Here is a 25037-nt window from a genome sequence, read left to right as displayed (position 1 = left end):
CAATTCCACCGCTCTACGGGTTTTCGTAGTCGCATTTGTGCAACGCCAGACGATCCCGTCGGGCTGCAAAATGCTCTAGAGGCCGACATGGGCGAGAGCGCCGCGGAAATTGGCTTCGCAAGCCCGATATCGGTCGATGACGGCCTGAGTGTCGATCTTGGCGAGGAAGTTGGCGAGATAGCTCTTCTTGTCGGCCTCGCGATTCCACGTAGCCGCCTCGATGTAGGGGAAGCCGATGAATTCCAGCATCTCGCGCATGCGGTCATCGACGGCGATCATCAGGGCCGGCACGCCGGCCTGCATGCCGATGATGCAGCCATGGAAACGGCGGCCAAAACAGAGGTCGCGCGAGGCGATCCAGCTACGCCACTGATTGGTGTCGAAAAACACCATGAGTTCATGCTGCCGCTGCCACTTTTCGGAATGCTTGTAGGAGGTCGCGCCGGTGATCCGACCGCTGGCCCGGTCATAGACATGGGTGTCATCGTCGACGGGCAAGGACAGATTGTAGGCAACCACCTCGTCCTGCACGACATAGCTTGCGACGCTCGTGGGCTTCAGCAGCGCATGGGCGTCGACGATCGTGTCGGCCACGCTGCCGAGATACCCGCCGAAGGCGATCTTCTGCGCCTGCGCGAGGTCGGGGTTGGCGAGGGCGGCGAGGGAGCGCTCCATCCCCGCCGGGGAGAAATAGAGCGACGGACAGCCCGTCGGCTTCACGAACTTCATGCCCTGCTCCCTCAGGAACTCGGCGGTGAAGTAGCCGCGCGTGAGGAAGAAGCTTTCCTTGCGTTTGAGGACATCGAGGAATTTCTGGGTGCCGGCAGGCAGGCTGTCCTTGAGGCCTTCCTTGCGCTGGATGCCGATGCCCATGACCACGACCGGCATCTTCAGCTTCTCGAACACTTCCGCCTCGAGATCCGCGGAGTATCCGGGCCGCAGGAGATTGGCCGAGGCGAAGACGCAAATGTCGAACTCCTGGTTGAGGCGATCGTAGACGTCTTCCGACCCGCAGCTGCGGGCAAGGTGCCAGAACGGCACGTAGGTGACGTCATGCGCCTTCAGGCTGTAGCCCGCGCCCTCGCCGATCAGGTAGTTGCCGGTATTGGCAATCTTCCTGACCTGCTCAATCAGCTCCGACTTGGTTCTGATGTCGTCGAAATAGGGCCTGTGACGAACCTCCGCCCCAGATACGCTCGACACGGTTCGCTGCAGATATGATGGGATTCCCGTTAGCAGGATGCGCATGATGTTCCCTGAAATTGTGGCTGAGGCCTGGATTCTCGCGGTGCGCTACTGACCGATGCCGATCTCGCGCAGCGTCGTGCGGAAATTCCGCTCGCGATCGGAATAGCGATCGACCAGTTCGGACGTGTTGAGGCCGGCAAGATGACCCGCAACGAATTCGGCCCGGTTTTCGGCCTTGTCGAGATCGGTCGCATCGACGGCCGGAAGGCCGGTGAACCCCAGCATCTCGCGCATGCGGTCGTCCACTGCCACCATGAGACTCGGCACCGCCGCCTGCATGGCGATGATCGAGCCGTGGAAACGGCGGCCAAAATTGAAGTCCATCGAGGACGCCCAGGCCCGCCACTGGTTCGTGTCGAAGAAGGTGCGCACCTCGAACGGCGTCTTCAGCCGCTCGGCGCCCGGGTAGGCAAGGTCGCCGATCATCGCTCCCGAGGCCGAATCGTAGATGCGTCCACCGCTGTCCGGCTCCACCCGCATGTCGAAATGAAGGAATTCGTCCTGCACGACATATTGGGGCGTTGAACCCTCCGGGTTCAGCGCATTGGCGTCGAGGATCGCATCGTGATTGCCGCCGACATAGCCTGAGAAGATAGTCCGCGCCTTGCCAACCTGCACGCTGGGGAGCTTCTTCAGCGCCCGGCGCATGTTGTCCGGCATGAAGTAGACGGACGGGCAGCCGGTCGGCCGCACGAAGGAGAAACCCTGGTCCTTCAGGAAGCCCGTGGTCTCAAAACCGCGCGTCAGGAAATAGTGCTCCCGTTCCTTGAGGACGCTCAGGAGCCGCTTCGTCCCCTCCGGCAGCGCATTTTCGAGATCCCTCCGGTTCTGGAGGCCGATGCCAAGCATGACGATCGGCATCTTGAGCTTGCCCAGCACTTCCGCTTCCGCGTCCGCCGAAAGCCCCTTGCGCAGGAGATTTGCGCAGGTGAAGACGCAGATGTCGAAATTGGCATTGAACTCGTCGAGCCCCTCCCCGTTGCGGCTGCAATTGTAGAGGTGCCAGAAGGGGACCTGCTTCGCATGGGGCGCGAGCGCACGCAGGGCGCCCTCGCCGATCAGATAGTTGCCGGTATTGCTGATGTTGCGCAGTTCCTGAAGAAACTCGTCCTTTGTCTCCGGCTGTTTCTGCCGCTCCGAATAGGAGACGGACAATCCGTGGGCGCCGTTCGCAAGGCGCGAGTAGTGACCAGGAATGCCCGTCACGAGGATCCTTGGGCGCATACAACTAGACCTTTCTATTTGCTGGATCAGGCGGGATCGTTCAGCCTACGGCCGCGACCTCCGGATTCGGCGTCTCGCGCCGATGCATGACCGTTGCGCGCGACAGCGATGAATTGTTCACCGCTCCGTCGCACCAGCCGAGGAACTCCGAGAAGGAACCTGCCCATGACCGGCGCGCCGCCGACCGGAGACAGCCTTCCATGAGCGGAGCGAGCTTGCCGCGATCGTGGGCGACCTCTTCGATGACCCTGGCCATCTGCCGCACCACCTGGGAGTCGACATCGGCATTGATGAGGATGCCGTCTTCGCCATGCGCGATGAGCTCGTCCACCGCGCCGACCCCGGTGGCGATGGGAACGCAGCCGAGCTGCTGCGCTTCGGCGATCATCAACGGGGCGCCTTCCCAGCGCGAGGGCATGACCAGTACGTCCGCCCAGCCCAGCGCCTTGATCAGGTCCTTGCTGGCAAAGACCGGCGGATGCACGTCGACGCCGAGGCTTTTGAGCTGCTCCGTCCAGGAGACGCGGGAATCGGCGAGAATCTCCCCGCCGATCGCCCTGATGTCGACGGGAACGCGCGAGGCGTGCAGTTCCGCAATTGTCGCGGCCAGGCGGTCGATACCCTTCTGCTGATCGAACCGGCCCATATAGAGGAGCCGCAGCCGGTCGTCCTTCCGCTCTATCCGCCTGACCGACAGCACTTCGGCTAGCGCCTTGGGCGGCACCGAGAAGCTCGCGCCGTTGGGGACGGCGAAGACCTTCTCATGGGGGACACCGAAACTGTGCAGATAGATCTTGAGCTGCTCCGAGCAGGTCAGGAAGGCGTCGTAGCAGTGTTCGTGGGCGATTGCCGCGAAGGGCTGGCCGGCGGGCCTCATGAACGAAGTGTTGTCGACGACGTGCAGATAGCAGGCCGTGCGCGTTCCTTCCGATCGCAGCCGCGCGATCACGGGATGGACCGACATCACGTGGTTGTTGACGATCAGGTCGAAGCCCGAGAGCTGGCCCTTCAGCCCGCCCCAGTCGACCTCATGGTGCTCGGCGATGAAGTCCTGGCCAAGGAATAGGCCTGAGCCGCCCCAGGCCGGAATTCCCTCGCTCCAGAAATGGATATGGTCGAAGGTCGCGTCGAACTCGTCGATAACATCCATGCGCAGCGTGCCAAGCACGAAAAGGTGGGTCTCATATCCCGCCCTCTTCAATTCGCGCGCGGCCGCGTAGATCACCTTCTCGGCGCCGCCGAACGAAGCATTTGGCACCAGCAGCGCGGCCGTCCGCTTGCCGGCCTCGCTGTGGCCAAGCGGCAGGACGGGCGAGCCGCCGATCTCCTTCCGCAGCGACTTGTGCAGATCCGCAAATGGCACGAGCCGCGCCGGCCGCCAGGTCCAGCGCCCGCCCGCAGTCCGGCGCAGCGGGCTCGTCGCGATGGCGTTGATGCTGTTGATCATCACCTGCTGGGGCGTGATCAGGGACCGACGCGGCAAGGTTCTCGGGAACGGGAAGCGCACCTTCAGAATGGCCGAAGTGGGCCATATCTGCTGGTTGCCGATTGAGGCGAACCAGTCCATCGCGTTGTTCTGGATCACGTCGCGAACAAGCGATGTCGGAATGAAGATGAGATCGGCCGGCGCGACTTGCGGCGCGCCCGACGCCAGGACGATCGGCTCGACCTTGCGCTGCGTGGAATCATTGCCGAGCTGGACGAAGACGATGTTGGCCTTCTCGCTCAGACGCTCGAGATGGCAAAGCACATTGGGCAGCATGCGCGACCGCCTTAGCAGATCGAGCGTCGCGCCGCTGCCGGCCATCAGGAAAGGCGGGAAATGAACGTTGTCGGGCTCACCGATGCTGGCCCAGAAATCCGGGATGATGTCGTCGAGGCGAAGCATCCGCGGTGACTTGGTCGGATCGGTGAAGAACGAGATGGCGGCATCTTCCGTCCGCACGAAGAGATAGCGCGGACACTCCTCATGCTCGAAATCGACGAGCATCGGGCGCTGGAACAGCGCCTTGTGGCGCTTCCTGAGGAAACTTACCGACGTGGCCCGGTCGCGATTAGCTTCCTTGAAGCGGCTTTCAGCCCGCAGCCGGTACTCGAAGGTGGTGTCGTGGGATGGGCTGCCGACGAAACCCTGTTCAATGCAGGAAAGCCAGAATTCCCAATCCTCGAAACCGTTCTGCCTGTCATCGTTGAAGCGCACGCCCGCCTGGAAGACATCGATGGAGATCATCGAGCCGGTGTCGCAGATGTTGTCGGTGATGCAGTGAACCAGCCGTGAATAGCGATTGCCGTAGTGCGCGCGCCAGTTCACCGAGAAGGTATCGATGTTTGTATAGACCCAGCCGCAACCGCTGGAGAGCAGCTGTTGGTACAGCGTCTCGATGGTACCCGGCAAAACTCTGTTGTCGGCATCGACAAAATAGACCGCCCGAGCCTCGGGCAGGTTTTCGAGCACGTAGTCGATCGCGCGGTTGCGAGCCCCGCCCGGCCCGGCATTCGGGCCGAACACCACATGCACCGAAGGATGGGCGGCAGCATAGAGCAGCAGCAGGTCGAACGCCTCGTGCCGCGGGTCGCCGTCGACGGACACGACGATGGCTATCCTGCAGTTGGAGGTCGTCGACGCCAGAACGGACTCGAGCGCTTCGAGCGCCAGCGCGGCATGGCCGTAAAGCGGCATCGCCACGGCAATCAGGTCGTCCTTACCGGCGGGCATTGAGCGCCTCCCCCGACTGCTTGACGAGCCGGAAGCCGGACACCTTGAGCCAGGAGAAATCGACCGAGTCGGTGACCGCACGGCTCAGGATCATGAGATCCATCGGCGCGCGCACCGGCTCGTCCATGTGGATATTGATACTGACCGACCTGTCGGGACCGACCTCGCGCCAGCCGCTGAAGAAGGCCGTCGGCTTCGCCGTGCCCTTGCGCACCAGCTCTGCCACCTCGGACCGTGCATTGGAATTGGCCGGAGCGAGCAGAAAACTGACCGCCGCCGGAGCTCCCTGGGGATGATCGATCACGGCGCTTGCCGAGAAGGAAATGGTCCCCGGCTCGACCGCGCGACTGACGGCGCCGGCGGAAATCCCGCTCTTGAGCGGGTGGCACACCACCGCATGCTCGTGCTCGAGGAAGCGGACGGTCTGGAATTCGGGCACGACGGGCGTGACCGACACGTCGACGATTCGGCTCAGGAGATCGGGCGCCAGGCGATAGTCTTCGATGAACTGGCCGTCGAGCAGGTCGGTCGGTGCGATCATGTTCGGCATCCGGGTGGGCCTGACGCCCGGCAGTCCGGTGAACACGCGGAATGCCAGAGGCCGCAGATCAAGGTCGGGGTGCGCGACTTCCGAGCGCGCCGTATAGCGCTCGCTGGCGATGGGGAAGCCGAGCGACAGCCCCACCACCTCGGGCCCCGTGGAGGACACCCGCAGCCGCAACGTCTTCTGCCCGCCTCCACACGCCCGCGGCAGCGAGAAGAAATTCCAGTCCGCGACGAGCTTTGAAGCGGGAACGCTCCACTCGGCCACGCCTTCGCGGCTCTCGACGTAGCTCAGCGTGACGACCAGCTCAGCGCCATCCTTCGGCACCGAGTGGAGATGGAGGGCGACGCCGGCCACGCCCTGGCTGGAAACCGGCAGGAGCTGCTCGACATGGGCGCTCGACAGGAGCTGGCCGATGCCCTCGTCCTTCGGATCGACATGGGGATCATGCCCGAAGGTCTCCGCGACCGGCTCCCAGTTCCGTGCCTGGAACGCATCTTCGAGCGCACGGTAGTTTTCGAGCATCACCTCCCGCTCTCGCCGCAGCATGGCGAGTTCCGAGGCGACCGAGGCGGAAAACCGGGAAAGCCGCCCCACCCCGCCTTCGGCAAGCGAACGGATAAGGGCGCACATCTCTGCCCCATTCTTCGCATCGAGCCGCTGAACGGGGATCTCGGGCACCGTACCGAGCCGGCGGAGCGCAATGAGGGCATGCCTCAGATCTGCTTCGGATGCCTCGGAAAAGGCGACGGCGATGAGAGGAAAGGCGTTGCGCAGGATCGGCTGAGCGTGAGCGTCGCCGTCAAGGAAGACGGCCAGATCTTCAATGCCGGCCTTTTCGATAGCGGCACGGTCCCGATCGGACGCCGCAATCAACCTTACCTTCGCTGCCGATTGCCTCTCGCGAGAAGACATCACCCCGTGCACGCAGCGCCCTCAATAATAACGAAATCTCATTGATGATTTTGATTGCCATTTGATCGGAATAGCTCCGCGACAACCAGTCAATGAAACCCGTATCAATAATTATCGCTGGCGACAACGATAAATTTCAGGCACTTAGCAATAGATTATACTTCAAAACTTGAAGTAATGTTCATGCAATCTGCATTTCTTTTGCCGGGTTACAATTAAATCCGGTCATTTTTTCAATCAGAGCAGTCTGGCCTGCAATGCAGTCGTCCAACCGGAAGCGTTGCTCGACCGTCCTGCGCGCAGCAGCCCGCAGTCCGGCAAAGCCGTCGGGGATCTTGAGGGCCTCCAGAATGACCTCGGCGAGCGCATCCGTATCGAAGAACGGCACCAGCATGCCGTTGCGGCCCGAGCGGATGACTTCCTGGACACATGCGGTATCGGAGCCGATGACCAGCGCCCCGCAGGCCATCGCCTCCAGGACCGACCAGGACAGGACGAACGGGTAGGTCAGATAGAGGTGGGCCGCGGAAATCTGGAAGAGTTGGCGTAGTACCGAATGCGGCACCACGCCGGGGAATAGCACCCTTTCTCTCGGGAGATCGAGAGACGCGACCAGGTGCTCCCTCCACGACCCGCCGCCCGGCGGCGGCACGCCATAGCTCACACCGTCGCCGCCGACAAAGACGAACAGGGCGTCGGGGTGCTTGCGGATGACCTTGGCCGCAGCCTGCAGCGCCTGCGGGAAGCCGCGATAGGGCTCGAGGTCGCGTGCGACGAAGGTAACGATGGGAGGGCTGCCGGCCCTGAGCACACGCCCGTCCGGAAGCTTCAGGGATGCCGCCGGATCCGGGCGGAAGCGTCGCGTGTCTATCCCTTCGTGGCACACGGTGATGCGCGCTCGCGCGTCGGCCGGATAAAGGCTCCTCTGCCACTGGGTCGGGCTGATGCCACCCTCCAGAGCCTCCAGCGAAATGAGCTGCGCCATATTGCGAAGCCTGAGCCGCTTGCGCGTCTCGAGATCAGGCTGATCTTCCGGGGCAAATCCGACATCCGCCCCTTCGGCCCGATAGAAGAACTCGCAATAGCCGAGCGCCGGCACGCGCGGGAGCACATCCTTGACGAACATCATGCTTCCCCAGCCAATGTGGCCGATGATGATGTCCGGGCTCTGGCCCTGGCGCGCCATCGCATCGAAAGTCTCGGCAACACGGTGGCCGATCCGAACATGGTGGTCGGGTACGCCAAGATGCCGCGCCGCGAGCGGATCGGCCCGCGGCCCGGGCTCCGTTCGATGCCGCACCACACGAACCGACGGGATGCGCTGGTCGATTGCCTCGGTCACGAGGCTCACTTCATTGCCGGCCTGCGCCAAATGCGCGGCCAGCGCGGCGAACTGGCCGAAGCCGCGCCGATGCACGAATGCTATATGCATGATGTCCAGCAAGCCCCCGACAAGGACCTGCCCTTCAAACTCAGGTCAAACGCCGTAACGTGCGGCATTGGCCCAAACCAGTTCGAGCCGGTGCAGCGCTTGAAAGGCGGTAGCGAGGTCCCGCAGGTCCTGCTCCCCGCAAAAGGAACGTTCAAAGAGCTTTGCGGCATCCCGCAAGTCGGCGCAGAGCTGCCTGCCCCTCTCCGTCAACCTAATGCGGGCCGAGCGCTTGTCGCGCTGGGAGGTGACGCGGTCGATGTAGTCGCCATCGGTGAGCTGTTTCAGGTAGTAGGAAATGTTCGAGCCCACGTAGTTTCCGCGATCCAGCAACTCGCCGACCGAGACCTCCGTATCGCCGATAGCCAGCAGAACCATCACCTGGGCGGGCCCGATATCGTCGACGCCGAGCCTGGTCAGCTCCGCGGCGACCAACCCGGAAAAGCGCCGGCTGGAACGCTCCAGGAGTCGTGCCAGATCGAAACACGACACCTGCGGAGCATCGCCAACTTGATCGCGACGAGGCTGCTCAGGGGCAACATGCCGCCTGTCGCCCACGCTCCGTAGCAACAATGCATCTTCCAGACCCATGGATGGGTAGAGAAGTTCTTGAGTCATCCCTCGCTCCATTTCAGAATTTTACTTCAAAATTTGAAGTAAATCACAACAAAGCCCCACCCCAGATTCCCGAACTTGAGAATGTTATCATTTTCGTGTCACACTGACGACAGAGATATTGCTATATGCTCTGCATGCGGTGCAGGCAACATCCTCAATCCGCCAAACACGGTACCCCCCAGGCCAAATCGCCATGCTTGATACTGTTCGAAAAAACCCCGTTGGCAAGGGCCAAAATGGGTCAGTTGTCGCCCAGAATGGCACGCTCAATCCGAGGTTGCTCGTCCTGCAGGCTCGCCGTGTTTTTGTCGTGACGCTGCTTTATGCAGCCCTGCTGAGTGCATGCATAAGCCTGCTGCAACTTACGATGCCCCTGTACATGCTGCAGGTGTATGACCGGGTGCTCAATAGCCAAAGCATCGATTCTCTCACCGCGCTCACCGTCCTGGCGGTCGCCGCCCTGCTGGTCTATGGCGTGCTCGAATTTATCCGCACCCTCTCATTCCAGGCCATGGGCAGCGCCGTCACGCGGCGGCTGAACCTGCCGCTGCTCACGGCGGCAGTCCAAGCTTCCGTCGATCAAGGCGTGTCGCGCGCGACGCAATCGCTGAGGGACCTGACCGAGCTGCGCGGATTCCTCACCTCGCCCGCGGTCAGCGCTCCGCTCGATGCCGCCTGGTCGCCCATCTTTCTTGGCGCACTCTATCTGCTGCACCCCCTCTTCGGCGTGGTCGGCACGATCTCGGTGGCGCTGCTGCTGTGTTGCGGCGTCGTCACGGACCTGCTCACGCGCCAGCTCATGAAAGAGGCGAACCAGGCCAACATCGAGTCGGTGTCGAAAATCGGCGCATCACTTCGTCACGCCGAGGCGATCGAGGCCATGGGCATGCTGCCGGCGCTGGCAAAGCGATGGCGGGCAGCGCAGATGCACGCGCTGGACCTCCTGGAAACCAGCGGAAGCCGAAGCCGGGCGATGTCGTCCATCACCCGCGTGATCCGCTACACCATCCAGGTCGCAACGCTGGCCGCGGGCGCCCTGCTCGTGCTCAAGCAGGAGGTCACCCCAGGCGCGATGATGGCGTCGAGCGTGCTTATCGGTCGCCTGCTCCAGCCGTTCGATTCCGTCATCGAGAACTGGCGGCAATGGGTCCTGGCGGTCGCCGGCTGGCGACGGATAGAGACAGCCCTCAACGAGGATCTTGCGGTGCGCCAGGCCATGCCGACGCCGCACTCGGACGGCGACCTGGTCATCGACAGGCTGGTCTACGCCGCGCCGGGCGTGGACGTGCCGATCATCAAGGGCATCTCCTTCTCCCTTGCCCCCGGCGAGGTTCTGGGGCTGGTCGGCCCCTCCGCCGCCGGCAAGTCCACATTGGCGCGGCTGCTCGTCGGCATCCTGAAGCCCACGTCGGGCGGCGTCTTCCTGGACGGCAACAATGTCTATCTCTGGGAGCGCGCCTCCTTCGGCCGCGTGGCCGGCTATCTTCCGCAATCGGTTTCGCTGCTCGAAGGAACGATCCGGGACAACATCGCGCGGATGGAGGACAGCGACCCGCACAGGGTGCTCGAGGCCGCGCGGCAGGCCGAAGTCCACGAAATGATCGGGCGCCTCCCCCTGGGCTACGACACGCCGGTCGGCGACGGGCACCTGACGCTGTCGGGAGGGCAGAGGCAGCGGATCGCGCTTGCCCGCTGCCTGTACGACCGCCCCCGGCTGATCGTGCTGGACGAGCCGAACGCCAATCTCGATGCGGTCGGCGAGCGCGCGCTCATCCGCGCCATCGAAAAGGCTCGCGACGACGGCGCCATCGTGGTGATGATCGCCCACCGGCCGACGATCATGGAGGTCGCCGACAAGCTGCTCGTCCTGGAAAACGGCCGCATCACGCAGTTCGGGCAACGCACCGACGTGGTCGCTTCGATGACGTCCGGCCAGTCGTCGCGCGAGGTCGTGGCATCATGATGCAGAAGTCGAAGCCATCGTCAGAGCCCACCGAGGTTCAGCCGGTCCGCAGGCCCAGCCCCCCGGACCATCGCATGCGAGCGGAGGGACGAGCATCGCTGCCCGTCACCGCCATGGAGCTGGAACTGGCGGAAGGCCGCGCCCGTTCGCCGCTCCGGCGCCTCGTCATCGCCGGCTTCACGACAATCCTCCTGTCGTTCGGCGGCTTTCTCGGCTGGGGATTTCTGACGGAGCTCAACAGCGCCTCGGTGGCCAGCGGCACCGTCATCGTCGACACCAAGCGCAAGACGGTCAGCCATTTCGAGGGCGGCATCCTGAGCCGCCTCTTGGTGCAGGAGGGCGACAAGGTTGCCGCCGGACAGCCCTTGATCAAGCTCGAGGACACGCGCGCCCGTGCCGACCTGCAGGCACTGGAAAGCCGGCGCACCGGCCTGATCGCAAAGCTTGCACGCCTCAAGGCGGAGCAGGCCGGCACCGAGGCGATTGGCTTTCCCGCAGATCTTGGCGGAACCGGCGAAGCTGCAGCCCAGGACGCCATGACGGCTGAAAGGGCATTCTTCGAAAAGCGGCGGGAGTCCAAGGCGGGCCGAAACGCGATCCAGCGGACGACGATCGAGGAATATTCCGAGCGGTCGAAGTTCCTGACCATCCAGATCGAGGCCACCGACCGGCAGATCGACCTTATCGCCGGACAGAGGTCGGCTATCGCGACCTTGGTGGACAAGGGGTTTGCCCAGCGCTCCAAGCTCATAGAGATCGAGGCCAGGCTCAGCGAACTCGCAGCCTCGCGCGGCGAGCTAGGTGGTCAAAGGGCACAAGCGGAGAAGGCCGAGGCAGGTGCCGAACTCGCGCTCACGGGCATCGAACGCGACTTCCAGTCGGAAATCGCCGGCGAAATCACCACGGCCCGCCTCGAACTCGCAGATGTCGAGGAGAAGATCATTGGTGCGAAGGACGTGCTGCGCCGCCTCGAGATCCGCTCCCCGCAGGCGGGAATCGTGACCAATATCGGCGTACGCACGCCGGGAAGCGCCGTGACTCCCGGCCAGCCGCTGCTCGACATCGTGCCGGAAAGCGAACCGCTGCTGATCGAGATGAACGTGAGCACGCGCGACATCGACAGCATCGCGGTCGGCTCCCGGACGCAGATCCGGCTGACGGCATATAACCAGCGCTCGCACCTGCCCTTGTCGGGGACGGTCACCTACGTCGCAGCCGACCAGTCGGTGGATGAAAAATCGAGCACGGCCTATTTCGTCGCGCGGGCTCAGATCGATCCCGAGTCGCTCGCCGCAAATCCGGATATGCGCCTCTATCCCGGCATGCCGGCGGAAGTGATGATCGTGCACAAGGCACGCCGGGCAATCGACTACCTGGTTTCTCCGGTCGCAGACAGCTTCAATCGCGCGATGAGAGAGGACTAGTCGCAACGCTCGTTCAGTCCGAGGAGCCGGCCAGCCCGGGCCTTGTTCGCAGGGCTGCCGCACCTCGATTTTGCGGCTCGGCTGATCGATCGCCCGCGAGAAAATATTTCAAAATTTGAAGCGCTTTCAATGCAGTATAAAATGAACATACTCGAAAATTCTTTCTACTATTCTTTTGATTTGTTGATATAATAAATATGTAACAAATATTTCACCTAATAAAATAGAATTTGCGCTCTAAGGTATATTGCACAACTCTTCCATTTCACTACACAATGGCGCCGCGTAATCCTCGGCCTCTGCCGATGAGAGGCGCGTTCAAACGAGGAAGAGGTTAAGCAGATGGCCACATTGGAAGGCGGCGCGTATGACGACGTCTTGTTTGGCTCTCGCTTTGACGACGTCATTCGCGCCCTTGGGGGTGATGACTTCGTCAGCGGAGGCAACGGGGACGACATCATCACAGGGAACGGCGGCGATGATCTGCTGTTCGGCGACAATGGAGACGACACTCTGTTCGGCGGCGACGGCCAGGATGCCGTCTATGGCGGCAACGGCAGTGATGTCCTGAGCGGCGGCCCCGGCGACGACTTGCTGTTCGGCGAGAACGGCAACGACGTGCTTCGGGGCGGCGACGGCAGCGACTTCCTGATGGGCGGCCGGGGCAGCGACATCCTTCTGGGTGGTGCCGGCAACGACGTCATCGACGGTGGCGCCGGCAGCGATACCCTGGTCGGCGGCCAAGGCAGCGACCTGTTTGTCTTCGACGGCGGCGGCGGAAACGACGTCATCCTCGACTTCACGCCCGGCGAGGATCTGCTGCAGATTTCGAAGGACATCAACGGTCTCGATGTCTCTTCGCCGGAAGACCTGGCTTCGCGCATCACCCAGGTGGGCGGCAATGTCGTGATCGATCTCGGCCATGGCGACACGCTTACGCTGGTGAACGCCGACGCCCAGGACATCCAGGCCAACCCGGAAAACTACTTCACGGTTCACTGAGGCTGAGACGGCGTGCCCCGCCCCTCCTCCCGCGGGGCGCGCCAAATTCCCTTCAACACATCCAAAAGGCTAGCGCGTGACGTCCGACCGTTCGAGGGACGCCGGCGGCGGTTCCAGCGTTGCACGGGCCTTCCGGCTTTGTTCGGACGTGGCCGTCGTGATCTGGGACATCCCCCTGCAACTGCCAGTCATAGGCAAGTTCGTCCTGTCCATGCAGCGGCAGCCGGTCCCGCTTGTCAGCATGATGCTGCCGCTGGCCGACGGGAGGCAGTGCATCCTTTGGGCGATGAGGCCCGGCAACGAAGCGGAACGCGTGCTGATTTGCGCTGCGGACGGAAACACGTTGCAGTCCCTTGCGCTCCAGCCAGCCGCCAAGCTTCCGCTCCTCGATGTGGAAGCCCTCCTGGAGAACCTCTCGCCCGAGGGCAGCATCAAGTTCCTGAACACGCTCCTGACCGTCTGGAGAAGCGCGTTCCGCCTGTCCCGCGACGAGCTCTTCGCCGGCGTCGTCGAAGACGCGATCCAGGCCTTGGTGCCAACGCCGCGGCTTGCGAGTTCCGTCTGCCAGATCGCCCCCGGACGGCACCTTGTCCAGACCGACGTCAGTCCCGAAATGGGCGAGATCGGCAACCTCTATGCAGTCGGCGCCAACTCCGTTGTGCCGCTGACTACGCAATTTGTCGTCGGCGGCAGGTCGGAGCGTGGCTGGCAATCCTGCCATTTCATTCTCGAACAGCGGCAGCCGGCCCAGCCGCTGCACCTCATCTTCCTGGGCAAGAAGGGCATCGCGGTCCGGCATATGCCGAACTGCAATCCGCGCCATCCAGCTCTCCGGAAATGGTGGGTCGAGCACCAGGGTCGTGCGGGCCTGCGCGAGTTCGTCGTGCGGCAACTATCAAACCTGTCGCGCAGTGGCGCGGCGACCGCGATCGACCTTCAGCTGCGATCGCCTCTGCCGGCCAGGCACGTCGCAAAGTCGGCGACGCACGCTGCCGCCGAGATCGATCTTGCGCTGTCACTGCCGGGCGGCCTGCTTGCCGGCGGCTGGACCGACGATCCGGCTTCCACGCTCGCCGGTATCGACTACTTGAAGGAGGATGGTACGGCCTTGCCGCTTGACGGCAACTGGTACGAATTCCCGGCCTGGGGACGCGAAGCGAAGTCAAACGCCAAGACCGACGTGACCGGCTTCGTCGCCTGGCTTCCCCTGGACGAGCCGTTGGGTCCATTGCTTCAGCCGCGGTTTCAGTTGCGGCACGCCTCGGGTGCGGTGAAACCGCTCGGACCGAAACCACAGCCCTTGGAACCGGTCGCCCAGCGCAACCGAATCCTGCGCGCCGTTTCCCCGCAACATGCGGTGGACGAAGCGTTCCGCACCATACTTGCCCCCGCCCTGCAAGATGTCGAACGGACCCTCGGCAAGACCATCGGGGTCGATCACACCAAGGACTACGGCCAGGCGCGAAAGGCGCCTCTGGTCTCGATCGTGGTGCCCCTCTACCGCGTTCTCGACTTCCTGCGCTTTCAGCTGTCCGGGATGGCGACCGATCCCTGGCTCGCGGAGAACGCTGAGATCATTTACGTGCTGGATTCGCCCGAGATCGAGGACGAGACGAAGCACCTTTTGGGCGGGCTGCATATCCTGCACGACCTGCCGATGAAGCTCGTGGTGATGAACCGCAACGGCGGCTATGCCCGGGCCTGCAACGCCGGTGCGCGCTTCGCGAACGGCTCGGTTCTCGTGATGCTCAACTCCGACGTGGTGCCGCGCGAGCCGGGCTGGCTCCAGCTGCTCACACGACCGCTTCTCGAACGGGATGAACTCGGTGCCATCGGCCCGAAGCTGATCTTCGAGGACGGTTCGCTGCAGCATGCGGGCCTCTATTTCGCCCGCGATCAGCGCGGCATTTGGCTCAACCATCATTTCTACAAGGGCATGCCCGGACGCTACCCACCGGCACAAATTGCCCGCGACGTTCCCGGCGTCACCGGCGCCTGCCTCGTGATGCGCAGGGAGATCTATGAGCGCGTCGGCGGCTTCACGGAAGACTATGTCATCGGCGACTACGAAGACAGCGACCTGTGCCTGAAGATCCGGCACATGGGCCTCCAGATCGCCTATGAGCCGGCAGCCTGCCTCTACCACTTCGAGCGCCGCTCGATCCGGCGCAGCAGCGACTACATGCGCGGCGTCGCCAGCCAATACAATGCGTGGCTGCACACCCAACGCTGGAACGACGATATTGCCGAGCTGATGGCCGCCTCGGTGGCCGACGGCGCGGGTAAAACTGTCGTTGGTATCGGCAAGGCCGCCGCGGAAAGGAGCGCCGCATGAGCGAAGCCGCCATCCGTCATGAAGCCACACCGGCGATAGCGCCGGCTGGTGACGACCGTGTCCGCTGGCTGCAGGATGCGGTTTTGCACAATCGCTTCCTGCCGCAACCCGATGCGGGCAGCGTCTTCGTCGGCGACGGCGACTTCCGGGCGGTCGGCGCGGAATTTCTCGGCCATTTCATCCGGCTGGGCGGCCTCAGGCCGGAGCATCGCGTACTCGACATTGGTTGCGGGATAGGCCGCATGGCCGTTCCGCTCACCCAGTATCTGGATGCGGAGACGGGCCGCTACAGCGGGCTGGATCCCGTCGAGGGCGGCATCGCCTGGTGCCGGCGTTTCGTCACCCCGGTCTATCCCAATTTCACGTTCCAGCGGCTCGACATCGCGCACAATCTCTACAATCCGCAAGGCAAGATCAGCGGCGAGGCACTGAAGCTGCCTTATGCCGATCGGCAGTTCGATTTCGTCATCATGACGTCCGTCGTCACCCACCTGCCGCCGGACGAGGTCCTCGTTCATCTGAGCGAGGTCGCCAGGCTGCTCAAGCCAGGCGGGCGACTGTTCATGACCGCTTTCGTCATCGACCGACTTGCCGCCGAGAACACTTCCGGCAGGCGCGATCCCAGACTTGCCTTCGCGCGCGACGGCACCGGACCCTGCTGGTTCGTCCCCGACATGCCGCCGCTTGCGGCTGTCGGGTTCGATGACGGCTTTCTTGACCAGGCGCTGGAAAAGGCCGGGCTTTCTGTGACCTTCAAATCCCTCGGCCACTGGCGGGGCCAGGACGCGGATCACTACCAGGATGTCTACGTAGCCGAGTCCCGCGGAGCCCAGCGGTAAGCATGCGCATCCTCGTTGCGGCGCACAACCATCCGGCCCTCCATCCAGGCGGCACCGAGATTTTCGCGCACGATCTCTTCCGCGCCTATCAGCGCGCTGGCCATCAGGCGCTTTTCCTGGGCGCCACCAACCAGATCCATCGCCAGGCCCGGCCCGGCACGAGCTTTCAGGGCCTTGGCGGGGCGGAAGACGAAATCCTTTTGTGGTCCGGCTACTTCGACCGGTTCAACATGAGCCAGGTCGACCTCTACGGAATCGTTCCTGACATTATGGAGCTCTTGTCCGACTTCCGCCCGGATGTGGTCCATATCCACCACCTGCTGCTCATCGGTGCAGAGTTCCCGCATATCGTCCGCCGGACGCTGCCGGACTGCCGGATCGTCATGACGCTGCATGACTACTATCCGATCTGCCACCATGACGGCCTGATGGTGCGCACCATCGGCAATGAGCTTTGCCACGCCGCAAGCCCCGACCGCTGCCATGCCTGCTACAAGGACATCCCCCTCGACCGGTTCGCCCTACGCGAGCGTCATCTAAAGGCGTTGCTGCGCGCGGTCGACCGCTTCGTCGCACCGAGCCACTTCTTGCGGCAGCGATTTGTCGAGTGGGAGCTTGCCGGGGACAGCATAAGCGTGATCCCCAACGGTATCCCGCCCCGGCACACGCCGACGACAGCTCAAAGTCATGGCACCCGCCCGACCGTCTTCGGATATTTCGGCAATCTCAACCCCTGGAAAGGCACGACGGTCCTGCTCGACGCGGCCCGCCAGCTCATCGCCGAAGGGCTCGATTTCGAATTGCGGGTCCATGGCGGCGCGCCGTTCCAGAGCGAAGCCTTCGTCGAGGAAATCGACCGCCGCTTCGGCGAGACCGCCCCCACCGTGCAACGGCGCGGACCCTATCGGCGCGAGGACGTCGCCGAACTTGTCGCCGCAGTCGACTGCACGGTCGTGCCCTCCATCTGGTGGGAGAATGCGCCGCTGGTCATCCAGGAAGCACAGGCCCAGGGGCGGCCCGTCATTGCCAGCAACATCGGGGGCATGGCCGAGCTGGTCGAAGACGGCGTCAACGGCCTGACAGTCTCGCCCGGCGATCCGCGCGCGCTCGCTTCGGCCATGCGCCGCATCGCGGAAGAGCCGGAACTGCGGCGACAGCTTTCCAGAAACGCGCGCCGGCCCGACGACATCGACACAACCGCCCGGCGCTATCTCGAATTGATCGAGGCGATCGAGCCCGCACGCGTCTCCAAGCAGCCTGAGGGACAAGCGAATGCCGGTTGAAGTCGAAGGAGCGGCCATAGTGGCAGAGCAGAACAACGCCAGGCCGGTGAGTGGCCGCGTCGACGCTATCGACCAGGGCCGTGTCTTCGGTTGGGCTTTCGACCCCACCGAGCCGAACAAGCGGCTGGCAATCCGCGTCGTCCTGGACGGCAAGACGATCGCCGAGGCGGCCGCCGACCGCGATCGTCCGGATCTCAAGCGCAATGGCATCGGAGACGGCAAGCACGCCTTCGAGATCGCGCTGCCCGAACCGGCCGTCAAGCGCGCGGCAGAACTCGTCGTGGTGGCCGTCAACGGGCAGGACAACGAACAGACGCTGCGCGTTCCGCGCCCCGACGAGCAGGCCGCCGAAGCCCTGATAGCCGCGCCGCTCGCCAAGGTCCTCGACAGGCTGGACGTGCTCATGGCCGCGCAACGGCAGCTGCAGGTTTCCCAGCGCTCCTACTTGCGCACGCAGCAGATCGACGAGGCGGGCGAGGCCGAGACGGTGGGTCTCAACGACATCGGCACTGCCGTCGCAGGCTTGCGGACTGATATCACGCAGCGGCTGAGCGATCTGGACGTCCATCTGATGCGGCTCGACGGCGTGGTGGCCGCGATGGAGAAGAACCTGAGCGGCCTGCAGAAGCGCTCCAACGGGGAGCTGAAGCCCCTGCTGCTGCTGCTGTTCGTGCTCGTGGGCTTTGCAGCCGGCGCTGCCATAACGCTCCTTTCCCGGACCTGAAGCACCATGCTGGCCGTGCAAAATGCCCCCTCGCCGCCCGTCGCTTCCCGGCGCTCCGGCAAGGCTCCCAGGGCGGGAAGGATAGTCGGATGCCCGATCGGTGATGACACCCTGCTGGTCATCGGCAGCGGCGGGGCCATGCCAGCCAAGGCGCAGGCAGAACTCAACGACGATCCGTCCGACGCTTGTTCAGCGGAAATCGTCAGCTGGCGATTGCCGGTGTCGTTGCCGACAGCGACGCACGGCTTCGCGGCACTGCTGTCGACCGGCACGGCCGATCGCGTCTTAACGACCCTGCAGTTCGGGCAGGTAGACGCCCGCAAGCGCTATGTCTTCACGCCGCGCGCCGCCTCTGTGAGCGAAGCAGCCGCTGTGCTGGCCGAGCTTGCCGGGAACCAATTGGCCGCCACGGTCGAAGCTCTGGTGGATCTTCTCATGAAGGCGCCATCGGGCTGCCGCGAGCCGTCAGCCATCGCCGCACTTGTCAAGGCTGCGCACGGCAGCACCGGCTTCCTCGAGCTTCTCGGCGAAGGCCAGGATGGGGAGATCTTCCTGCAGGGCTGGGCGCATGACATCCAGCCGGGCGTTTCCCGAACGGTGGCCGACGGCGAAAGGCCGTCGACTGCCGAATGCGCGATTGCCATCTACGCCCGCCAGGACGTCCCACAGGGTGCTTCCGGATTCATCGGCCTCCTAGATGCCGACAGGCCGTTCATGCCGGGCGGCATCGAGGGTGTGGTCTACCGCGGCCGCCACGGATGGCGCTACGCGGCTGTCCATGAGCGCAAGCTGATTTCCGGGCCGCTGGAAACGCCTGGCCATATCCGCTCCCTGCTTATGCGGACGCACGCCTCGCCGCAGGTCTTGCTGCGCCTGCGCGCAGCCGCAAACAGCTTCGACGGTACCGAGACGGTGTCGAGCCTGCCCTTTCCGGTGCGGATGGGGATAGACGACGTTTTCCAGGTCGATGATGCCGGCCTTCTCGTCTCCGGATGGCTACTCGATCCCAACAACCACGTCCAATGCGTGAAGCTGCGCCGCCACGGCTGCGAGGCTAGGCTCGACGACCACTGGAGCCGGCTCGATCGGCCCGACGTGACCAAGGCCCATGCCGACGAGCCCGCTTTTTCGCGCGCATATGACCGCGGCTTCCACAGGCATGGCTTCGTTGCCCATGCAAGGCTGGCGGACGGCGACCCGTCATCGGCGCTCTACATGGAACTCACGTTGCGGGACACCCGCCGCGCCTTCATGCCGCTCGCACCCTTGCGGGCCGCTGCGCGTGTCGCGGTGATGCGCCAGCTCCGCGCCATCGACCCCACGGATTGGGCACTGCCGGAACTCATAGATCGCCAGATCGTCCCGCTTCTCGCTGCCTCCGAAAGGGTATCGCCGGCAGTCAAGGCCGTCCTTGATGCAGCCCCGTTCGAGCAGGCCGCCGGTCCGCCGATCGTCATCAGCGTCGGAGAAAGCGATGAAGGCGGCATCGCCCCCCTTCTCGCTCTGCTGGCGATCGATCCCGAAACGAAGCGGGCTCCCATCGCCCTCGTAATGCCCTGCGAGCGCTTTCACCGTCAGGCAGCCAGGATAGGCAAGCTCGCCGGGTTCTACGGACTTGCCCTCAGGCTGGTCTCGGCCGGGGAGACGAGCGACACCTACGACCTCCTCGAAGCCGGGGCTCGGGCGCTCTCGTCCGAAACGGTCGTGCTGCTTGCGGGCTCGCTGCTGCCAAGCCAGTCAGGCTGGTATCGCAAGCTTGTCACCACCCAGGCGGCGCTGAAGAGAAGCATCATCTCCCCCACCCTCGCCTATGAGGACCATTCCGTGCGCTGGGCCGGAACCTGGCCGGCAGGCCGGTACGAGGGTTATCCCATCAGCGCGGTGACCGGGCTGAAGCTGACGCCGGCCGCTGCGGCATCGCTCGAATGCTGCATCATGCCGCGCGAGGCCCTCCTCCAGGCCGGCGGCTTCGCGGCAGGATATCTCGGCTCCCGGGACAAGGGTCTTGACCTTGGCCTTCGGCTCAGCTGTGCCGGCCTTTCCTCCTACTGGCTACCATCCGTGCAGATGCTCGGGTCCGACGAGGCATCGAGCACGGACCCTTTGGCGATGGGGGCTCTTCTGGAAGGCATCGATCGCAAGATCCTCGGTGCCCGCGGGACCGCCGAACTCGTCCGCAACGAGAAACCTCTGGAGAGGTCGCGCAGATGAACGAGCAACTTCGTGTCCTCGTCGTCTCGCACGGGCATCCGGCGATCTCGCTCGGCGGTGCCGAGATCGCCTCCCACAGCCTCCATCAGGGCCTGAATGCGCTGCCCGATGTGGAATCGGTCTATCTGGCGCGCGTCGGCCAACCCTTCCCGCGGCATGGCGCTTCGGCGCTCATGAGCCTGCGTCCGACCGAGGACGAGCTTTTGTTCCACGCCGACGACTACGACCACTTCTTCCTGTCGAACAGGGACACCGAAGCGCTTCAACGCGACCTCGTGCGGTTCGTGCGCGACGCCAGGCCCCACGTCATCCACTTCCATCATGTTCTGGGTGTCGGGATGGAAGCGCTCTATGCCGTTCGCGAGGCCCAGCCGTGGTCGATCATCATCGTGACGTTCCACGAATATCTGTCGATCTGCCACAACCACGGCCAGATGGTTAAGCGGTCGAACGGCCAACTCTGCCGGGAGGCATCCCCAATCGCATGCCATGGCTGCTTTCCCGAAATTCCGGTGTCGCACTTCCTGAAGCGCGAGCGGTTCGTGCGCGGGATGATCAATCTGGCCGATGCCTTCGTCAGCCCGAGCAAGTTTCTGGCCGACCGATATGCGCAATGGGGGATCGATCCGGACAGGCTGTCGGTGATCGAGAACGGGATCGTGATGGGGGAGGCCGCGACCGCACGCGAGTTGCCAACGCGTGCCCCCCGCCGGAATCGCTTCGCCTATTTCGGACAGTTGACGCCTTTCAAGGGTGTCGACGTGCTGATCGACGCGGTCTCGCGGGTGCCGCAGGACATCTGGGGCGACGACGCCAGCCTGATGATCTTCGGCGGCAATCTCGAGCGGCAGCCGACCGAATTCCAGGACCGCCTGAAGAAGCTCATCGAGGACGCCGGCCAGCGCGTGCGCTTCTACGGCGCCTATGAGAACGCCGACATGCCGCGCCTGATGCGCTCGGTGGATTGGGTGGTGCTGCCGTCCACCTGGTGGGAAAACTCGCCGTTGGTTATCCAGGAAGCACTTCACCACCGCAGGCCGGTCATCTGCTCCGACATCGGCGGCATGGCCGAAAAGGTGCGCGACGGAAAGGACGGACTGCATTTCCGCGCCGGTAGCGCGCAGGATCTCGCCGACCGCATCGCCGAGGCGCTGGGCGATCCCGATGCCTGGGATCGGCTGCAGGCGTCGATGCGACAGCCAACGAGCCACGTCGGCTGCGCCCGCGAGCATGTCGATCTCTACCGCCGGCTGCTGCGCCAGAAGCATGGCGACGCCGTAGCCTCCCGGGCATCCCCCGCTCAGGCGGTTGAGAGATGATTGACGCCGGCAAATCCCAGAACACCGCAATAGTCGCATGACCAGGAGGGCAACCACCATGCAACCGAAGATTCGCAAGGCAATCATCCCCGCCGCCGGTTTCGGAACGCGCATGCTTCCGGCAACCAAGAGCATCCCCAAGGAACTGCTGACCATCGTCGACAGGCCCGTCTTGGACTACATCGTGGCGGAGGCCTTCGCCTCGGGCATCGAGCACGTGATCATCGTCACCGGGCGCATGAAGGGCGCTATCGAGGACCATTTCGATCACGCCTTCGAACTCGATACCTGCCTGCGCAACGCCGGCAAGCATCCCCTCGCCGATCGGATCGCGCAGAACACTCCAGGTGCCGGAACGATCTCCTTCGTACGCCAGCAACAGGCGCGAGGCCTCGGCCACGCGGTATGGACGGCCCGGCACATCGTCGGCAACGAGCCCTTCGCCGTGCTCCTGCCCGACATGCTGATGGTCGCCGACAGGCCATGCCTGAAATCCATGGTCGAGCTCCATGAGCGCCATGGCGGCAACGTGATCGCTGTGGAGAGATGTGCCCCCGAGGACGCCCACAAGTTCGGCATCGTCTCGCTCAAGCCGACGGCGGAAGGCCCGGTCGTGACCGGCCTCGTGGAAAAACCTGCACCCGGCACGGCCCCCAGCAATCTCTTCATCTCCGGGCGATACGTCCTGCAGCCGGAAATCTTCGACGTCCTCGAGCGGCAGGCACCGGGAGCGGGCGGCGAAATCCAACTCACCGACGCCATGCTCACCCTCATGGAGAAGCAGGCGATCCGGTCTTTCGAGTTCTGCGGCCGCACCTTCGATTGCGGCATGCCGGCCGGCTTCGTGGCTGCCAACCTGCACATGGCGGCAGCGCGTGCCGACCTCGCGCCTTATGTTGGGATCGAGATCGAAGCCCTCTCCCTGGCGCAGCGTGCCGTTGCGTGAAATGACGCCCTTGGCCCATGGACTTCCGTCCATGGGCTACGGGACGAGTTCGCGACATCGAAGTCGAGCAGCCAGATGACCCGGCCTAGGCTGATCGAGCGTGCGAAACGCCGACCGGTTGTCAAGTCCCGGCCAAGGTGCCGTCCAGCGACACTTGGTCGGTATCAAGCGCGGCCGGCACGTGAGCGCCGGCTCCACCTTGTATCTGCTCCAGTTCCGCCTCGGCGCAGTCCATCGCACCGTTGAAGGCGGCAACCATGGCATCGACGTCCTCGACCGTGTGAGCAGCCATGACCTGGAAGCGGAACCGGGATTGTCCCAATGGGACGGCCGGAAATTCCACCAGATTGGCTATGCCAGCGAAGATGGAGAGATATTTCGAGGCAAGCCGCCCCAGGGCTTCGCCGCCGACGCGAACCGGCACGATGGGGGAAGGCTCGCCCAGCACTTCGCGGCCGAAGTGCGCCATGGCCTCGCGTAGATAATTCACATTGTCGCGCAGCCTGTGCCGCAGCTCTTTGCCTTCGCCCGAGCGGATGATCGAAAGTGCCTCCAGGACCGTCGCCGCCTGAACCGGCGACAGGGCGTTCGAGAATGTGTGCGGCGCGCTGTAATATCTCAGATATTCGCCGGCCGCCCGCGTCTTGACTGCCACGAAGCCGCCGTTGGAGGCAAAGCTCTTCGAGAAGCTCCCGATGACGATGTCGATGTCGCCGAGCATTTCCTGCTGGCCGATGCGGCCTAGGCCGTCCTCGCCCATACAGCCGAAATCGTGGGCGCAGTCGACCAGCAGACTGGCTCCGTAGGCGTCACAGACGCTTCGAAGCGCCCTGAGATCGGGAGCATCGGAGTGCATTGAAAAGAGGCTTTCCGTCACCACCAGGATGCCGTTCTTCGCGTCCACTGCCCGAATGTTGGCCAGCCTGCGGGCCACTGCATCGAGGTCGAGATGCCGGAAGTAATGCACCTTTTGCGTCGCGGCGGCGGCTCCCGCCTGGAGGCAGGAATGCGCCAGCATGTCGATCACGACATGGTCGTCCGATCGGACAAAGCCCTGGATAGCGCCATATCCGGCAGCCCAGCCGGTCGGATAAAGCACGACCTCGCGACCGCCAAGGAAGTCCGAAAGGGCTGCTGACAATTGCAGCGAATAGGCGGTGTTGCCGAGCAGGGCGGCCGATCCGGCGCTATGGACGCCATATTTGTCGATCGCCTCCGTTGCAGCGGCCTTGATCCTCGGGTGGGAGGACAGGCTGAGATAGTCCTGCGAGGCGAAATTGACGCCGGAGCTGGCTTCTCCGGCGTCGGTCCTGATCTCCGATCGCGGCCGGGGTGCGGAAGACGTCGATCGTGCATAGGGCCACAGGCCATGCCGACGCCGAAGATCCTGCCAATCGAAGAAGCTTTCGGCGCGCGACATGAGACCGCTGTTCTTCAAGGCGCGATAGTCCTTCAGACTGCCGGACAGTGCAGCCTTGGGTATTGCTTTCATTGGAAAAGCGTCTTTCTCGTTCGGTACGAAGCTCACGGGTCGAGCGTCTTGGCCAAGCCCTTAGAATCTGAAGTCCACCCGCGCCTTCACGAGATCGATCTGGCCGTCGATCTGCGTTCCGTCGAACCGATCGAACTGCATGTGATCCCAGCTCACGCCGGCGGTAAGGTTGTCGCTGAGCAGGTAGTCGGCACCGGCTCCTGCCACCCAGCCCCAGTCCTCCAGCCCGATGTTGGTGGTGATGTAGGTGGCGCCGGCATGGCCGGAAAGCAGCAGGCGATCGAAGGCGAAGCCGATGCGCGCCTTCGCGGCATAGGCGTCCTCGACGTCGATCGGGAAGCCTTCGAAATTGATGCCGAGCCGCATGTACTCGGCTTCGCCCCCAAGGACGAAGGAACCGAATTGGTGGAGGTAGCCTGCGTGGGCGCCGAAGACGACGTCATCGCCCGATGAACGGAGTGGCGGCGTGAACGAGCGGTCGATGTCCCGCAGCCAGCCATAGCCCGCCGAAATGCCGATATAGGGAGCGCTCCAATCGACCTCCCCTCGCGGACCAAAGTCGGCAGCCTCGCCGGCGCCGCTTGAGAGTACCAGAATCAAAATGGCAGGAATTCGCGCGCTCATCAGCTTCCTTGGTCGAATCAACTAAGATGAGAACGCAGTAAGCAGCTTGCCAGACCCCATTCAAGCGTCAATTGAAAGGATCATTAATTTTCGTTTAAGTATTTCCGGGCACAACCTTCCAATGAAGGTAAAGATTTACATCGATGTTGTTGCAAGTATATGCTAGAATACTTTGCATACG

At 63.6% G+C, this 25037-nt stretch carries 18 protein-coding genes; 10 read left to right on the top strand and 8 right to left on the bottom strand.

Going from position 1 to position 25037, the window contains the following annotated elements; all coding sequences use genetic code 11:
• Positions 1-75: 75 nt before the first annotated feature.
• From PV773_RS14205 to PV773_RS14180, 6 genes are all read right to left on the bottom strand, one after another.
• Complete coding sequence (locus tag PV773_RS14205) at positions 76-1248, bottom strand: polysaccharide pyruvyl transferase family protein (protein WP_347966965.1); 1173 nt, start codon at positions 1246-1248, stop codon at positions 76-78.
• Positions 1249-1293: 45 nt separating this feature from the next.
• Positions 1294-2472, bottom strand: a complete 1179-nt coding sequence (locus PV773_RS14200) for a polysaccharide pyruvyl transferase family protein (RefSeq protein ID WP_347966964.1) — start codon at positions 2470-2472, stop codon at positions 1294-1296.
• 40 nt (positions 2473-2512) lie between these two features.
• On the bottom strand, positions 2513-5188 hold the full coding sequence (locus PV773_RS14195) for a glycosyltransferase (protein ID WP_347966963.1): 2676 nt from the start codon (positions 5186-5188) through the stop codon (positions 2513-2515).
• A complete protein-coding gene (locus PV773_RS14190) occupies positions 5175-6647 on the bottom strand; it encodes a DUF6212 domain-containing protein (protein ID WP_347967053.1) in 1473 nt (490 codons plus the stop codon). The genes PV773_RS14195 and PV773_RS14190 overlap by 14 nt, the downstream gene beginning before the upstream one ends.
• Before the next feature lie 181 nt (positions 6648-6828).
• Complete coding sequence (locus PV773_RS14185) at positions 6829-8079, bottom strand: glycosyltransferase family 4 protein (RefSeq protein ID WP_347967052.1); 1251 nt, start codon at positions 8077-8079, stop codon at positions 6829-6831.
• Positions 8080-8124: 45 nt separating this feature from the next.
• A complete protein-coding gene (locus tag PV773_RS14180; RefSeq protein ID WP_347966962.1) occupies positions 8125-8694 on the bottom strand; it encodes a MarR family transcriptional regulator in 570 nt (189 codons plus the stop codon).
• Positions 8695-8887: 193 nt separating this feature from the next.
• Here PV773_RS14180 and PV773_RS14175 point away from each other — a divergent pair, with 193 nt between their 5' ends.
• The 10 genes from PV773_RS14175 to PV773_RS14130 all read left to right on the top strand — a co-directional run bounded on the left by PV773_RS14175 (position 8888) and on the right by PV773_RS14130 (position 22740).
• Positions 8888-10657 (top strand): type I secretion system permease/ATPase, encoded by a 1770-nt coding sequence (locus PV773_RS14175; RefSeq protein ID WP_347966961.1) that lies wholly within the window; start codon positions 8888-8890, stop codon positions 10655-10657.
• Between the two features lie 113 nt (positions 10658-10770).
• Positions 10771-12081, top strand: a complete 1311-nt coding sequence (locus PV773_RS14170) for an HlyD family type I secretion periplasmic adaptor subunit (RefSeq protein WP_347967051.1) — start codon at positions 10771-10773, stop codon at positions 12079-12081.
• A gap of 342 nt (positions 12082-12423) precedes the next feature.
• Entirely contained in the window at positions 12424-13083 is a 660-nt protein-coding gene (locus tag PV773_RS14165) for a calcium-binding protein (RefSeq protein ID WP_340036975.1), read from the top strand.
• A 76-nt stretch (positions 13084-13159) separates the two neighbouring features.
• Positions 13160-15418 carry a glycosyltransferase gene (locus tag PV773_RS14160; protein ID WP_347966960.1) on the top strand — a complete coding sequence of 753 codons (2259 nt, stop codon included), beginning with the start codon at positions 13160-13162 and terminating at the stop codon, positions 15416-15418.
• On the top strand, positions 15415-16257 hold the full coding sequence (locus tag PV773_RS14155; protein WP_347966959.1) for a class I SAM-dependent methyltransferase: 843 nt from the start codon (positions 15415-15417) through the stop codon (positions 16255-16257). Before PV773_RS14160 ends, PV773_RS14155 begins: the two co-directional genes overlap by 4 nt.
• Positions 16258-16259: 2 nt before the next feature.
• On the top strand, positions 16260-17540 hold the full coding sequence (locus PV773_RS14150; RefSeq protein WP_347966958.1) for a glycosyltransferase family 4 protein: 1281 nt from the start codon (positions 16260-16262) through the stop codon (positions 17538-17540).
• A gap of 19 nt (positions 17541-17559) precedes the next feature.
• Positions 17560-18264 (top strand): hypothetical protein, encoded by a 705-nt coding sequence (locus PV773_RS14145; RefSeq protein ID WP_347966957.1) that lies wholly within the window; start codon positions 17560-17562, stop codon positions 18262-18264.
• 138 nt (positions 18265-18402) lie between these two features.
• Positions 18403-20475 carry a hypothetical protein gene (locus PV773_RS14140; protein WP_347966956.1) on the top strand — a complete coding sequence of 691 codons (2073 nt, stop codon included), beginning with the start codon at positions 18403-18405 and terminating at the stop codon, positions 20473-20475.
• The gene (locus tag PV773_RS14135) at positions 20472-21794 is read left to right on the top strand and encodes a glycosyltransferase family 4 protein (protein WP_347966955.1); all 1323 of its coding nucleotides are present in this window, start codon (positions 20472-20474) and stop codon (positions 21792-21794) included. Before PV773_RS14140 ends, PV773_RS14135 begins: the two co-directional genes overlap by 4 nt.
• Positions 21795-21852: 58 nt before the next feature.
• Positions 21853-22740, top strand: coding sequence for a UTP--glucose-1-phosphate uridylyltransferase (locus PV773_RS14130; RefSeq protein WP_347966954.1), 888 nt, complete (start codon positions 21853-21855; stop codon positions 22738-22740).
• Between the two features lie 121 nt (positions 22741-22861).
• On the opposite strand, the gene PV773_RS14125 is transcribed toward PV773_RS14130, so the two are convergent.
• Both PV773_RS14125 and PV773_RS14120 read right to left on the bottom strand, forming a co-directional pair.
• Positions 22862-24232 carry a pyridoxal phosphate-dependent aminotransferase family protein gene (locus PV773_RS14125; RefSeq protein WP_347966953.1) on the bottom strand — a complete coding sequence of 457 codons (1371 nt, stop codon included), beginning with the start codon at positions 24230-24232 and terminating at the stop codon, positions 22862-22864.
• A 60-nt stretch (positions 24233-24292) separates the two neighbouring features.
• A complete protein-coding gene (locus PV773_RS14120) occupies positions 24293-24856 on the bottom strand; it encodes an outer membrane beta-barrel protein (RefSeq protein WP_347966952.1) in 564 nt (187 codons plus the stop codon).
• Between the last annotated feature and the right edge of the window lie 181 nt (positions 24857-25037).

Origin of the sequence: Mesorhizobium sp. CC13, assembly GCF_039907765.1 — a bacterium.
Taxonomy (GTDB): domain Bacteria; phylum Pseudomonadota; class Alphaproteobacteria; order Rhizobiales; family Rhizobiaceae; genus Aminobacter.
The sequence above is the reverse complement of the archived record's forward strand: the minus strand, read 5'-3'. Positions and strand labels throughout refer to the sequence as shown.

Excerpts from the sequence above, each read along its gene's own strand:
- PV773_RS14195 (WP_347966963.1), bottom strand. The coding sequence starts at position 5,188 with ATGCCCGCCGGTAAGGACGACCTGATTGCCGTGGCGATGCCGCTTTAC.
- PV773_RS14170 (WP_347967051.1), top strand. The coding sequence starts at position 10,771 with ATGGAGCTGGAACTGGCGGAAGGCCGCGCCCGTTCGCCGCTCCGGCGC.
- PV773_RS14140 (WP_347966956.1), top strand. The coding sequence starts at position 18,403 with ATGCCAGCCAAGGCGCAGGCAGAACTCAACGACGATCCGTCCGACGCT.
- PV773_RS14190 (WP_347967053.1), bottom strand. The coding sequence starts at position 6,647 with ATGTCTTCTCGCGAGAGGCAATCGGCAGCGAAGGTAAGGTTGATTGCG.
- PV773_RS14155 (WP_347966959.1), top strand. The coding sequence starts at position 15,415 with ATGAGCGAAGCCGCCATCCGTCATGAAGCCACACCGGCGATAGCGCCG.
- PV773_RS14130 (WP_347966954.1), top strand. The coding sequence starts at position 21,853 with ATGCAACCGAAGATTCGCAAGGCAATCATCCCCGCCGCCGGTTTCGGA.
- PV773_RS14150 (WP_347966958.1), top strand. The coding sequence starts at position 16,260 with ATGCGCATCCTCGTTGCGGCGCACAACCATCCGGCCCTCCATCCAGGC.
- PV773_RS14180 (WP_347966962.1), bottom strand. The coding sequence starts at position 8,694 with ATGACTCAAGAACTTCTCTACCCATCCATGGGTCTGGAAGATGCATTG.
- PV773_RS14205 (WP_347966965.1), bottom strand. The coding sequence starts at position 1,248 with ATGCGCATCCTGCTAACGGGAATCCCATCATATCTGCAGCGAACCGTG.
- PV773_RS14185 (WP_347967052.1), bottom strand. The coding sequence starts at position 8,079 with ATGCATATAGCATTCGTGCATCGGCGCGGCTTCGGCCAGTTCGCCGCG.
- PV773_RS14200 (WP_347966964.1), bottom strand. The coding sequence starts at position 2,472 with ATGCGCCCAAGGATCCTCGTGACGGGCATTCCTGGTCACTACTCGCGC.
- PV773_RS14165 (WP_340036975.1), top strand. The coding sequence starts at position 12,424 with ATGGCCACATTGGAAGGCGGCGCGTATGACGACGTCTTGTTTGGCTCT.
- PV773_RS14135 (WP_347966955.1), top strand. The coding sequence starts at position 20,472 with ATGAACGAGCAACTTCGTGTCCTCGTCGTCTCGCACGGGCATCCGGCG.
- PV773_RS14120 (WP_347966952.1), bottom strand. The coding sequence starts at position 24,856 with ATGAGCGCGCGAATTCCTGCCATTTTGATTCTGGTACTCTCAAGCGGC.
- PV773_RS14125 (WP_347966953.1), bottom strand. The coding sequence starts at position 24,232 with ATGAAAGCAATACCCAAGGCTGCACTGTCCGGCAGTCTGAAGGACTAT.
- PV773_RS14175 (WP_347966961.1), top strand. The coding sequence starts at position 8,888 with ATGCTTGATACTGTTCGAAAAAACCCCGTTGGCAAGGGCCAAAATGGG.